Genomic DNA, 12,323 nt, shown 5'->3' with positions numbered 1-12,323 from the left:
ACCAGGAGTACGCCATGGGCCTCATCCACATCGAGCTGTTCGCGACCCTCGACCTCGTCGGGCAGGCGCCCGGCGGACCCGACGAGGACCCGCTGGGGTTCCCGTTCGGCGGCTGGCAGGCGCCTCTGCTGGACCAGATCACCGAGGCGCAGATCGGTGGAGCGTACGAGGGCACGGACGCCCTCCTGCTCGGCCGGCGGACGTACGACATCTTCGCCGCCCACTGGCCTCACCAGGAGGGCGGCGAGGACGACGAGATCGCCACGCTCTTCAACAGCGTCCCGAAGTACGTGGCCTCCCGCGGCAGGCCCGACCTCTCGTGGGCCGGGTCGACGCTGCTCGGCCCGGACCTCGCCACCTCGGTGCGCGAGATCCGTGACCGGCACGAACACGTGAAAGTCGTCGGGAGCCTGAACCTCGTGCAGAGCCTCCTGCGCGAGAAGCTCTTCGACCGCCTCGACCTCTGGCTGCATCCGATCGTGCTCGGCGTCGGGAAGAAGGTGTTCGACGGGGGCGCGGTGCCCACCAGCCTGACGCTCCTCGCGCCACCGGCAGCCGGCCCGAAGGGCGCGGTGCACCTGCGCTACGGGCTCGCCGACGGCACTCCCGCGACGGGCGACATGAGCGCGCCCGACCGCGGTGCCGGAAGCTAGCAAGCCCGGTCCCGGCGGACGGGGCGGCCGGACACCCGTCGGTCTCCGGCGCCCCGTCCGCGTACACAAGGCGCTTCGGCCGTTCGCGCTACGCCTCGCGCGATCCCGCGTACATCTCGTCGATCAGCCCCTGGTACTCGCGCTCGACGACCGGCCGCTTCAGCTTGAGGCTCGGGGTCAGCTCGCCGTGCTCGACGTCCAGGTCGCGCGGCAGGAGGCGGAACTTCTTGATGGTCTGCCAGCGCTGGAGGCCCTCGTTGAGGCGCTGTACGTAACCGTCGATCAGCTCGACGGTCTGCGGGGCGGCGACCACCTCCGCGTACTCCTTGCCCTCCAGGCCGTTCTCGGCGGCCCAGTTCAGGATGGTGGGGCCGTCGAGGGCGATGAGCGCGGTGCAGAAGTTACGGTCCGCGCCGTGCACCAGGATGTTGGAGACGAACGGGCAGACCGCCTTGAACTGGCCCTCGACCTCGGCCGGAGCGACGTACTTGCCGCCCGACGTCTTGATCAGGTCCTTCTTGCGGTCGGTGATACGCAGGTAGCCGTCGGCCGACAGCTCACCGATGTCACCGGTGTGGAACCAGCCGTCCGACTCCAGGACCTCCTCGGTCTTCTCGGGCAGCTTGTGGTAGCCCTGCATGACGCCGGGGCCGCGCAGCAGGATCTCGCCGTCCTCCGCGATGCGGACCTCGGTGCCGGGGAGCGGCTTGCCGACGGTGCCGGTGCGGTAGGCCTCGCCCGGGTTGACGAAGGAGGCGGCGCTGGTCTCGGTGAGGCCGTAGCCCTCCAGGATGTGGACGCCGGCGCCCGCGAAGAAGTAGCCGATGTCCGGCGCGAGGGCGGCGGAGCCGGAGATGCAGGCGCGCAGCCGGCCGCCGAAGGCGTCGCGGATCTTGGAGAAGACCAGCGCGTCGGCGACCTTGTGCTTGGCGCCGAGCGCGAAGGGGACGGAGGCCTTGCCGGTGCGGCGGAAGTTGTCCTGGGAGACCTTGGCGTACTCGCGGCCGACGCCGGCCGCCCACTGGAAGATCTTGTACTTGGCGCCGCCGCCCGCACGGGCCTTGGAGGCGACCCCGTTGTAGACCTTCTCGAAGATCCGGGGCACGGCCGCCATGTAGGTCGGCTGGACGACCGGCAGGTTCTCGATGATCTTGTCGATGCGGCCGTCGATCGCGGTGACGTGGCCGACCTCGATCTGGCCCGAGGTGAGGACCTTGCCGAAGACGTGGGCGAGCGGCAGCCAGAGGTACTGCACGTCCTCGGCGGTGATCAGCCCGGTCGCCACGGTGGCCTTGGCCATGTACGACCAGTTGTCGTGCGGCAGCCGCACGCCCTTGGGCCGGCCGGTGGTGCCGGAGGTGTAGATGAGGGTGGCGAGCTGGTCGGCGGTGATGGCGGCGACCCGCTCGGTGACCGCGTCCGGGGTCTTGGCGAGCAGCTCGTTGCCGCGCGCCTCCAGGTCGTCCAGGCTGATGATCCAGCCCTCGGGGTCGTCCTCGGCGGGCTCGACGCCGGCCGGGTCGATGACGATGACATGCGCGAGGTCGGGCAGCTCGGTGCGGCGCTCACGGGCCTTGGCCAGCTGCTCGGCGTCCTCCGCGATGAGGATGCGGCTCTCGGAGTCGGCCAGGATGAAGGCGGACTCCTCGGCGTTGGTGGAGGGGTAGACCGTGGTGGTCGCGGCGCCCGCGCACATCACGCCGAGGTCGATGAGGATCCACTCGACCCGGGTGGCGGAGGAGAGGGCGACCCGCTCCTCCGGCTGCACGCCGAGCGCGATCAGCCCGGCGGCGATGGCGTAGACCCGCTTCGCGGCCTGGCCCCAGCTCAGCGACTTCCAGTCGTCGGGGCCCTCGCCCGAGGCCGACGGGACCGGATAGCGGTACGCCTCCCCGTCCGGGGTCGCCGCCACGCGGTCGATGAAGAGGGCCGCCACGGAGGGCGGCCGGTTATCGATCAAGGTCTGTGTGTCGCTCACGACGTCCTCCGGGCCTGCGGCATTGCTACGACCGGCTTCTCTGAATCCTGCGACTACTGCGACTGAGCGCCGCTGTCCTGTGCTGCTGTCCTGCTGCGCAACCTGCTTGTTCGGCTTGTTTAACTGGCGAGTAACCATCGATGCGTGATCAGAGTAGAGGCCACTCGTCCGCCACGTAAGAGGCAACGAGCCGCCGCTTTCATAACGAAAGGGCCCTCACTCCGCACGTTACTGCGGTGTGAGAGCCCTTCGGCCGATCGTCGCCGGGAGCCGGCGGAACAGGGTGCTACTTCTTGCCCTTGCCCTCGCCGGCGGACTCGTCGGTCGACAGGACGGAGATGAAGGCGTCCTGCGGGACCTCCACGTTGCCGACCATCTTCATCCGCTTCTTGCCTTCCTTCTGCTTCTCCAGCAGCTTCCGCTTACGGGAGATGTCACCGCCGTAGCACTTGGCGAGGACGTCCTTGCGGATGGCGCGGACGGTCTCACGGGCGATGACCCGGGCGCCGATGGCCGCCTGGATCGGCACCTCGAAGTTCTGCCGCGGGATGAGCTTCTGCAGCTTGGCGACGAGCCGTACGCCGTACGCGTACGCCTTGTCCTTGTGCGTGACCGCGGAGAACGCGTCCACCTTGTCGCCGTGGAGCAGGATGTCGACCTTGACGAGGTGGGCCGACTGCTCGCCGGTGGGCTCGTAGTCGAGGGAGGCGTAACCGCGGGTCTTGGACTTCAGCTGGTCGAAGAAGTCGAAGACGATCTCGGCGAGGGGCAGCGTGTAGCGGATCTCGACGCGGTCCTCGGAGAGGTAGTCCATGCCGAGCAGGGTGCCGCGCCGGTTCTGGCAGAGCTCCATGATCGCGCCGATGAACTCGCTGGGGGCCAGCACCGTGGCGCGGACGACCGGCTCGTGCACCTTGTCGATCTTGCCCTCGGGGAATTCGCTCGGGTTGGTGACGACGTGCTCGGTGCCGTCCTCCATCTCGACCCGGTAGACCACGTTCGGGGCGGTCGCGATCAGGTCGAGGCCGAACTCGCGCTCCAGCCGCTCACGGACCACGTCCAGGTGGAGCAGGCCGAGGAAGCCGACGCGGAAGCCGAAGCCGAGCGCGGCGGAGGTCTCCGGCTCGTAGACCAGGGCGGCGTCGTTGAGCTGGAGCTTGTCCAGCGCCTCACGCAGGTCCGGATAGTCCGAGCCGTCCAGCGGATACAGCCCCGAGAAGACCATCGGCTTCGGGTCCTTGTAACCGCCCAGGGCCTCGGTCGCCCCGTTGTGCAGGGAGGTGATCGTGTCACCGACCTTGGACTGCCGCACGTCCTTCACGCCGGTGATGATGTAGCCGACCTCGCCCACGCCGATGCCGTCGGCCGGGGACATCTCCGGGGAGGAGACGCCGATCTCCAGCAGCTCGTGGGTGGCGCCGGTCGACATCATGCGGATGCGCTCGCGCTTGTTGAGCTGTCCGTCGATGACACGGACGTACGTCACGACACCGCGATACGCGTCGTAGACCGAGTCGAAGATCATCGCGCGGGCGGGGGCGTCGGCGACACCGACCGGGGGCGGTACGTCGCGGACGACCCGGTCGAGCAGCGCGTCCACGCCGACACCGGTCTTGGCGGAGACCTTGAGCACGTCCTCGGGCTGGCAGCCGATGAGGTTGGCCAGCTCCTCGGAGAACTTCTCCGGCTGTGCGGCGGGCAGGTCGATCTTGTTGAGCACCGGGACGATGGTGAGCTCGTTCTCCATCGCGAGATAGAGGTTGGCCAGCGTCTGGGCCTCGATCCCCTGCGCGGCGTCGACCAACAGGACCGTGCCTTCGCAGGCCGCCAGCGAACGCGAGACCTCGTAGGTGAAGTCCACGTGGCCCGGGGTGTCGATCATGTTGAGGATGTGGGTGGTACCCGTGTCCTCACCCGTGTTGGGCGCCCACGGCAGTCGGACCGCCTGGGACTTGATGGTGATGCCGCGCTCGCGCTCGATGTCCATCCGGTCGAGGTACTGAGCACGCATCTGCCGCTGGTCGACCACTCCGGTCAGCTGAAGCATCCGGTCGGCAAGGGTCGACTTGCCGTGGTCGATGTGCGCGATGATGCAGAAATTGCGGATCAGCGCCGGGTCGGTACGGCTCGGCTCGGGCACGTTGGAAGGAGTCGCGGGCACGCAGGGTCCTGATTCTTGAGACGCCGAACGCCGTGTCTCGGGTCGATGTCGGGTCGGTCGGATCGATACGTAGGCTCCATCGTCCCACGCCTGCGGGTCAGTGACCGGTTTGGGCCGGTCGGAGGGTGACTGCTACCGTGGACAGCTGTGCCTCGTGGCTCTCACGAGCGGCGTGGCTCACCTGGAAGATCCAACGAACCTGAAAAGGCTCTATTCGTGGCGAACATCAAGTCCCAGATCAAGCGGAACAAGACCAACGAGAAGGCGCGCCTGCGCAACAAGGCCGTCAAGTCGTCGCTCAAGACCGCGATCCGCAAGGCCCGCGAGGCCGCCGTTGCCGGTGACGTCGAGAAGGCCACCACGGCCGTCCGCGACGCCTCCCGTCAGCTCGACAAGGCTGTCTCGAAGGGTGTCATCCACAAGAACGCCGCCGCCAACAAGAAGTCGGCGCTGGCGTCCAAGGTTGCCGCCCTGCAGGCCTGAGCTTCTTCCCGAAGCTCACTGATGTGAACGCCGGAACGGACTCGACGGGCCCTCTCTCCCGCCCCTGACCGGCACTCCGCGCCGCACACCGAACCTGCGTTCGCCACGCGGGTGCGGCGCACCAAGAGCGTGACCCGGAAGCCCCGACGCCGATCTCCCCAGATCAGCGCTTCGGGGCTTCCGTGGCATTTCCAGCCCGTCCGGCGCTTGAGGACGGAACCGGCGCTCACACGAGGGGCCCGCGCACGACGGTGGACGAACGCCAACCCAGCCCGTCCGGTGCTTGAGGACGGAACCGGTCACGACAGGGCCCCGCACCCAGCGGTGAACCGGGAAACCCCCTACCGCCCCGACCTCGCCGCCCGCGCCACCGCGACAACGGCCTTCTCCAGGGCGTACTCAGGGTCATCTCCCCCGCCCTTCACCCCCGCATCCGCCGCAGCCACGGCCCGCAGGGCCAGAGCGACCCCGTCCGGCGTCCACCCCCGCATCTGCTGCCGCACCCGGTCGATCTTCCACGGCGGCATCCCCAGCTCGCGAGCGAGATCGGCCGGCCGCCCACCCCGCGCGGAGGACAGCTTCCCGATCGCCCGCACCCCCTGCGCCAGCGCACTGGTGATCAGCACCGGCGCGACTCCGGTCGACAAGGACCACCGCAGCGCCTCCAGCGCCTCCGCAGCCCGCCCCTCGACGGCCCGGTCGGCGACGGTGAACGACGAGGCCTCGGCCCGCCCGGTGTAATAGCGCCCGACGACCGCCTCGTCGATCGTCCCCTCGACATCCGCGATCAGCTGCGACACCGCACTGGCCAGCTCCCGCAGATCGCTGCCGATGGAGTCGACCAGCGCCTGGCACGCCTCCGGCGTCGCGGACCGCCCGTGGGTCCGGAACTCCGACCGTACGAACGAGAGCCGCTCGGCCGGCTTGGTGGTCTTAGGGCAGGCCACCTCCCGGGCTCCGGCCTTGCGCGCCGCGTCCAGGAGCCCCTTGCCCTTGGCTCCGCCCGCGTGCAGCAGGACGAGCGTGATCTCCTCGACCGGCGCACCGAGATACGCCTTGACGTCCTTGACCGTGTCGGCCGAGAGGTCCTGCGCGTCGCGCACGATCACGACCTTGCGCTCGGCGAAGAGCGAGGGGCTGGTGAGCTCGGCGAGCGTGCCGGGCTGCAACTGGTCGGACGTCAGATCACGGACATCCGTATCGGCGTCGGCAGCGCGGGCCGCCGCCACCACCTGCTGCACCGCACGGTCCAGGAGGAGGTCCTCCTGGCCCACGGCGAGGGTGAGCGGGGCGAGCGGATCGTCGGTGGAATTCTTCCTGGTGGCCATCGCGCTCCAGCATCCCATGGCCCACTGACAGCCCGGCCGCCCCAGGGTGCGGGGGCCCAGGCGCCCGTACCGGAGAATGTCCGGGTGAACGATGAGAGACACGTACTGGTGCTGCCCGACCGAGACGCCGCGGAGGAGGTGGCCGGGGAGCTGGCGGACCGTTTCGGGGTCGCCGAGGAACCCCAGCTCGTACGGGACGCCCTGGCCGGCGAGGACGACGCCGAGGACGCCCAGTGGCTGGTGGTCGTGGAGGACCCGGCCGGACGCCTGGACCCGGCCGTGCTCGACGCGTTCGCGGCGGAGTACGAGGGCTGGCTCGAGAGGCCGTAGCGCCTCGGGCCGGGCGTGGCCGAAGGCATAGGACGACAGGCCTGGGCCCGACGGCCGACGCGCATCGCACAGGACGGCGATCAGCGTGACGACCATGATCACGCCGGAACCTCCCCGCACCGCCGAACAGCGCCTGCGCGACACCCTCGGCCGCCTCCGCGACGACCACGACGCCTGGGTGGCCACCGCTTCGCCGGACGGCGTCCCGTGCCTGGTGCCGCTCTGGTTCGCGTGGGACGGGACCACCTTGCTCATGGCAACTCGGCGGACCAACCCGACGGCGGTCAACGCGACCCCCACCGGCGCGATCAGGGTCACCCTCGGCACCCCCCGTGACGTGGTGCTCATCAAGGGAGAGGCGGAGATCGTCGAGGGGCCGGACCTTTTGACCGCCGACGGCGACGCGTTCGCGGCGAAGCTCGGATGGGACCCGCGACAGCGCTCGCCGTGGGTGTACCTCCGCGTCACCCCGCACACCGTCCAGGCCTGGCGGGAGGCGAACGAACAGGCCGGCCGCGACCTGATGCGCTCCGGCACCTGGCTCGTCGGGCCCTCCTCTCCCGACCGGTCAGCCGTCCTCCCGTCCTGAACGGCCCACCGCCCGCAGCTCCTTGCCTGCGCCCGTCACCGCGATGGCACCGTGGGTGTCGGTACGCAGCACCCGCGCCCCGGCAGCCCTGAGCGCGTCGACGGTCCGTGGCGACGGATGGCCGTACGGGTTGTCCGCGCCGCAGGAGATGAGCGCGAGCCTCGGCCGCGCGCCGTCCAGCAGCCCCGCGTCCTGGAAGGCGGAGCCGTGGTGCGCCACCTTGAGGACGTCCACCCGGGGCAGCCCGGCGGAGCCGAGCAGCAAACCGCGCTGGGCCGGCGGTTCGAGGTCGCCGAGGAGCAGCAGCGTCAGGCCGCCCGCCGTCCGTACGTACAGGGTCACGCTGGAGTCGTTCGGCCCTCCCGCGCCCTTCACCACTCCCCCGGGCCCGTCGCGCGGCCAGAGGACCCGCCACTCCAGCGGCCCCGTTCGACGCCACTCACCGGGCACCGCCCGCACCGTCGCGACCCGGGCGGCGGCCGCCGTACGCCGGACGAACGCGGCCTGCTCGGGCGGCTCGTCCAGGCTCGTCGTCTGGACCGCGCCCACGGCCCTGCCCCGCAACACCCCGGGCAGCCCTCTCACATGGTCGGCGTGGAAATGGGTGAGGATCACCAGCGGCACCCGGGTGACCCCGAGATCGCGCAGACAGCGGTCGACCGAGCGAGGGTCGGGCCCGGCGTCGACGACCACACCCGCGCCCTCCCCGGCCGCGAGCACCATCGCATCGCCCTGCCCCACGTCGCACAGCGCGAACGCCCAGTCCGGCGGCGGCCACCCGGTCACGATCCGGGCCAGCGGGGCCGGCCGCACCACCACGAGGACCAGGAGCAGCGCGGCTCCCGCGCAGAGCCAGGGATGGCGCACCAGCCGAGGCGCGAGCAGCACGCCCAGGACCGTGAGCACCGCGAGAAGCCCGGCCCCGGCCCAGCCGCCGGGCCACGGCGCCTCCGCCCCGGGAAGGTCCGCCCCCGTGCGGGCCACCCCGGCGATCCACCCGGCCGGCCAACCAGCGACCCACGCCAGCAGTTCGGCCACCGGAGGAGCGACCGGCGCGACGGCCAGCGCCGCGAACCCGAACACCGTCGCGGGCGCCACCGCGAACTCCGCCAGCAGGTTGCACGGAATCGCCACCAGACTCACCCGCGAGGCCAGCACCACCACCACCGGCGCGCACACCGCCTGCGCCGCGGCCGCCGCCGCCAGCACCTCGGCGAACCGCACCGGCATCCCCCGCCGTTGCAGCGCCGCACTCCACCGCGGCGCGAGCGTCAGCAGGGCGCCCGTGGCCAGGACCGACAGCAGGAACCCGTAACTCCGCGCCAGCCACGGGTCGTACAGCACCAGGAGCACCACGGCCGCCGCCAGAGCGGGAAGCAGGGACCTGCGGCGGCCGGTCCCGATGGCGAGAAGCGTGATCAGGCCGCAGGCCGCCGCACGCAGGACGCTGGGCTCCGGGCGGCACACGACGATGAACACGAGCGTCAGCCCGCCGCCCAGCAACGCGGTTCCTCGCAGCGAGATGCCCAACTTCGGTGCCAGACCGCGCCTCTCACTGTTCATCGCCGAACCGGGCGGGCCGATGAGAAGGAAGAGCAGGATCGATAGGTTTGCCCCGGAAACAGCTAACAAATGAGTCAGGTCGGTGGCCTTGAAGGCGTCGTGGAGGTCCGGCGGGACCCTGGAGGTGTCCCCGACCACCAGCCCCGGCAACAGCGCCCGCGCGTCCGCGTCGAGGCCGTCCGTCGCCTCCCGCAGCCCGGAGCGCAGCTCGCCGGCCGCGCGTTGGACCGCCGTCGGAGGGCCGGTGATCCGAGGCGGTCCCTCGGTGTCCACCCGCAGGACTGCGGCCAGGCGTTCGCCTTCGTGCGCCGGGGGCGAGAGGCGGCCGCCGACGCGGAGCCGGGCGGACGGGAGCAGCTCGTGCCACCGCGCCCGGTCGTCGCCGGGCGAGACCATGAGAAGCACGGGCGTACGGACCCGGGTGCGGTGGCCGCCCGGTGCGGCCACCTCGGTGATGTCCGCGTTGATCAGGAGCGTGTCCGGTGTGCTGTGGCTGCCGCGTACGCCGGGCCGGGTCGGCCGGGGGTCCGAGGTCACCCGCACCTCGGCGTCCACCCGTGCGTGTTCCTGCGCCAGCTCGGGAACGGGCCCTCGCCGCACGTCGGCACCGTGCAGCCCGGCCGTGGCGCCGCCGGCCGCCGCACAGAGCAACACGGCTCCGGCAGCGACGGCCCGCTTGCCTCTGCCCGATGCGGCGGCGGCCCGCCTGGATGGTGCCGGTGCGGCGGCCTGCGCAGATCTTGCCGGTGCGGCGGCCCGCGTAGATCCTTGCGGCGCGGCGGGCCGTCCGGATCCGGAGGACGCGGCTGCTGCCCTCCTGCGCGCAGCGGTCCCGGCCGCCAGGAGCGCGAGCGCCACCACGGCACAGCTCACCGCCCCTGCCGCCACCCAACGTCCCGGCAGCCCCAGCGCGAGAGCCGCGGCCGCCCAGACCGCCAGCGCCGGCGGAACGAGCCGAAGGTCCGTCGCCCCCTCCTCCCGCGCACGGGCAGTCCCCTGCACACCCCTCGTGTCCCGGTCGGCCACGGCCGCCGTGGAGCTGTTCATGGCTGTACGAGCGGTCGGAGATCGGCGAACCGGCGGTCACCGATGCCGTTGACCTGCCTCAGCTCGTCGACGGACCGGAATCCGCCGTTCTCCGTACGGTGGTCGATGATGTGCTGCGCCAGCACGGGCCCGACCCCCGGCAGGGTTTCGAGCTGCTCCTTGGTCGCCGCGCTCAGGCTCAGCAGTGCCGCCGGACCAGCCGCCCCTGGTGTGCCCGCCGTTCCACTGTTCGCGCCGAGGGCCGCCGGGGCCTGGGTCAGCCCCACGGCGACCTGCTCGCCGTCCACGAGCACGCGTGCCCGGTTGAGCGCCGAGAGATCGGTCCCGGCGCGCACACCGCCCGCCGCCCGGAGCGCGTCCGCCACCCTCGAACCGGCCGGAAGGCGCTGGACACCCGGCCGGCGCACCTTGCCGCTGACATCCACGACGACTTCTCCGGCCGGTTCGGGAGGAGGGGTGGGCGGTGCGGCCGCGCCTCCGGCCCGTAACGGATCATCGACCACCGCCGCGGCCCCGGCCTCCACCGTCTCGGGAGCAAGCACCCCCTGCGGACGCGCGGACCAGAAATGGAAGACGGCCAGGCCGACGGCCGCCACCAGCACCACTGCCAGCGCCGCGATCGTCCGTGGCGCCAGCCCCCACCCGAGCCGCGCTCCCAACGGCACCCGGTCCCACAGCCCGGCCACCACACGCCCGACCCGCGGGGACGCCCCCTCCCGAGCCTCCGTCCGGTCCGGATCGTCCTCCCGCGGGCGGTCGTCATGCCGGACGTACGTGGTCGGGCTCGGCTCAGGAACCACGCCCGGGCCGCGCTCCGAAACCACACCCGGGCCGGTACCCGTCACCGCACCCGGGCCGGTCTCCGCGACCGCACCCGTCATCAACGCGTCCGCCCGACGCCGCGCGGCCGCCGCGGCAAGCGCGGCACGGCCTCGCCCGGGCCCGTGTCTGCCATGACGGGCGCCGGGCCGAGCACCGGGACGGACCCCGGCCCGCCCGCTCGGACGGCTGCCGGGCCCACGCCGCACCGGGCGCCCGGCCGCCGGAGCACGTTCAGCGGCGGACGCAGTCACTCCCACAGCCGCACCACCGGCAGCAGAGGTCGGCGACGGCGACAAGGACGGAGAAGTTACGGACACGTGTTCGGGCATCGACGCCCGAGGAGTTCGAAGGGCCATGCCTCACGACGTTAGGCACAACCGCCCGAACCCGCTGAGCAGCTCCGATTCCTGTGGACGACCGGCCAGTTGTGGATATCTCGGTCACCCGTCCGAGGCCCCGCTCCCGTCACCGCGGCGAGATCACCACACCCAGCAGCCCCGGCCCCGTGTGCGCCCCGATCACCGCGCCCACCTCGCTGACGTGGAGGTCGGCCAGCCCCGGCACCCGTTCCCGCAGCCGCTCGGCCAGCCGCTCCGCGCGCTCCGGCGCGGCGAGGTGGTGGACGGCGATGTCCACCGCCGCCGCACCGGCCCGCTCGGCGACGATCTCCTCCAGGCGGGCGATGGCCTTGGACGCCGTCCGTACCTTCTCCAGCATCTCGATCCGGCCGCCGTCCAGCTGGAGGATCGGCTTCACCGCGAGCGCGGAGCCCAGCAGCGCCTGTGCCGTACCGATGCGGCCGCCGCGGCGGAGGTAGTCCAAGGTGTCGACATAGAAATAAGCGGATGTTCCGGCGGCCCGCTTCTCCGCCGCCGCCACGACCTCGTCCAGGCTGCCGCCCGCCTCCGCGCTCTCCACGGCCGCGAGGGCGCAGAAGCCGAGGGCCATGGCGACCATGCCCGTGTCCACCACACGCACCGGGACCGGCGCGTCCTTCGCCGCGAGCAGCGCGGCGTCGTACGTACCCGAGAACTCCGCCGACAGGTGCAGCGAGACCACCGCATCGGCACCGCCCTCGGCCGCCGCCCGGTAGGTCGCGGCGAAGACCTCGGGGCTGGGGCGGGAGGTGGTCACGGAGTGGCGTTTCTGCAGGGCCAGGGCGAGTGAGCGGGCCGAGATCTCCGTACCTTCCTCCAACGCCTGATCGCCCAGGACGACGGTCAGCGGCACCGCTGTGATGCTGTGCCGTTCCATCGTCCGGCGCGGCAGGTAGGCCGTTGAATCAGTGACGACAGCGACATGGCGGGACATGAGCCGGAGGTTACCTGCCCAGGTGGGAGTGCGGGAGCCCGGCCCCGGCCCCGCGATC

Annotated in this window: 10 protein-coding genes; 4 read left to right on the top strand and 6 right to left on the bottom strand. The window is 71.7% G+C overall.

Annotation, left to right across the window (positions count from 1 at the left end; genetic code table 11):
* The first annotated feature begins 14 nt into the window (after nucleotides 1-14).
* Nucleotides 15-653, top strand: a complete 639-nt coding sequence (locus tag ABZ267_RS13065) for a dihydrofolate reductase family protein (RefSeq protein ID WP_356750325.1) — start codon at nucleotides 15-17, stop codon at nucleotides 651-653.
* A gap of 88 nt (nucleotides 654-741) precedes the next feature.
* Here the strand turns inward: ABZ267_RS13065 and ABZ267_RS13060 are convergent, their stop codons facing one another.
* A complete protein-coding gene (locus tag ABZ267_RS13060) occupies nucleotides 742-2,631 on the bottom strand; it encodes an AMP-binding protein (protein ID WP_356750323.1) in 1,890 nt (629 codons plus the stop codon).
* Between the two features lie 286 nt (nucleotides 2,632-2,917).
* Complete coding sequence (gene lepA / locus ABZ267_RS13055) at nucleotides 2,918-4,792, bottom strand: translation elongation factor 4 (RefSeq protein WP_356750321.1); 1,875 nt, start codon at nucleotides 4,790-4,792, stop codon at nucleotides 2,918-2,920.
* Nucleotides 4,793-5,008: 216 nt separating this feature from the next.
* On the opposite strand from lepA, the gene rpsT reads away from it, so the two are divergent.
* Nucleotides 5,009-5,275 carry a 30S ribosomal protein S20 gene (rpsT, locus tag ABZ267_RS13050; RefSeq protein WP_018961227.1) on the top strand — a complete coding sequence of 89 codons (267 nt, stop codon included), beginning with the start codon at nucleotides 5,009-5,011 and terminating at the stop codon, nucleotides 5,273-5,275.
* Between the two features lie 341 nt (nucleotides 5,276-5,616).
* Here rpsT and holA read toward each other — a convergent pair whose 3' ends face one another.
* Nucleotides 5,617-6,603, bottom strand: a complete 987-nt coding sequence (holA, locus tag ABZ267_RS13045; RefSeq protein ID WP_356750319.1) for a DNA polymerase III subunit delta — start codon at nucleotides 6,601-6,603, stop codon at nucleotides 5,617-5,619.
* An 84-nt stretch (nucleotides 6,604-6,687) separates the two neighbouring features.
* Here holA and ABZ267_RS13040 point away from each other — a divergent pair, with 84 nt between their 5' ends.
* Together ABZ267_RS13040 and ABZ267_RS13035 are read left to right on the top strand one after the other, a co-directional pair.
* A complete protein-coding gene (locus ABZ267_RS13040; protein WP_356750317.1) occupies nucleotides 6,688-6,933 on the top strand; it encodes a hypothetical protein in 246 nt (81 codons plus the stop codon).
* 94 nt (nucleotides 6,934-7,027) lie between these two features.
* Entirely contained in the window at nucleotides 7,028-7,522 is a 495-nt protein-coding gene (locus ABZ267_RS13035; protein WP_356750447.1) for a pyridoxamine 5'-phosphate oxidase family protein, read from the top strand.
* Here ABZ267_RS13035 and ABZ267_RS13030 read toward each other — a convergent pair.
* From ABZ267_RS13030 to ABZ267_RS13020, 3 genes are all read right to left on the bottom strand, one after another.
* Nucleotides 7,502-10,132: a ComEC/Rec2 family competence protein gene (locus ABZ267_RS13030; RefSeq protein ID WP_356750315.1), complete on the bottom strand. Its 2,631-nt coding sequence runs from the start codon at nucleotides 10,130-10,132 to the stop codon at nucleotides 7,502-7,504. The genes ABZ267_RS13035 and ABZ267_RS13030 overlap by 21 nt on opposite strands.
* Nucleotides 10,129-10,821, bottom strand: a complete 693-nt coding sequence (locus ABZ267_RS13025; protein ID WP_356750313.1) for a ComEA family DNA-binding protein — start codon at nucleotides 10,819-10,821, stop codon at nucleotides 10,129-10,131. The genes ABZ267_RS13030 and ABZ267_RS13025 overlap by 4 nt, the downstream gene beginning before the upstream one ends.
* A gap of 598 nt (nucleotides 10,822-11,419) precedes the next feature.
* Nucleotides 11,420-12,265: a DegV family protein gene (locus tag ABZ267_RS13020; RefSeq protein ID WP_356750311.1), complete on the bottom strand. Its 846-nt coding sequence runs from the start codon at nucleotides 12,263-12,265 to the stop codon at nucleotides 11,420-11,422.
* Between the last annotated feature and the right edge of the window lie 58 nt (nucleotides 12,266-12,323).

The sequence above is a fragment of the Streptomyces sp. NPDC006174 genome, assembly GCF_040614075.1.
Lineage (GTDB): Bacteria > Actinomycetota > Actinomycetes > Streptomycetales > Streptomycetaceae > Streptomyces.
Note: the sequence above shows the minus strand (reverse complement) of the source record. Positions and strands in the feature narration are given on the sequence as shown.

Excerpts from the sequence above, each read along its gene's own strand:
- ABZ267_RS13030 (WP_356750315.1), bottom strand. The coding sequence starts at position 10,132 with ATGAACAGCTCCACGGCGGCCGTGGCCGACCGGGACACGAGGGGTGTG.
- holA (WP_356750319.1), bottom strand. The coding sequence starts at position 6,603 with ATGGCCACCAGGAAGAATTCCACCGACGATCCGCTCGCCCCGCTCACC.
- ABZ267_RS13020 (WP_356750311.1), bottom strand. The coding sequence starts at position 12,265 with ATGTCCCGCCATGTCGCTGTCGTCACTGATTCAACGGCCTACCTGCCG.
- ABZ267_RS13035 (WP_356750447.1), top strand. The coding sequence starts at position 7,028 with ATGATCACGCCGGAACCTCCCCGCACCGCCGAACAGCGCCTGCGCGAC.
- ABZ267_RS13065 (WP_356750325.1), top strand. The coding sequence starts at position 15 with ATGGGCCTCATCCACATCGAGCTGTTCGCGACCCTCGACCTCGTCGGG.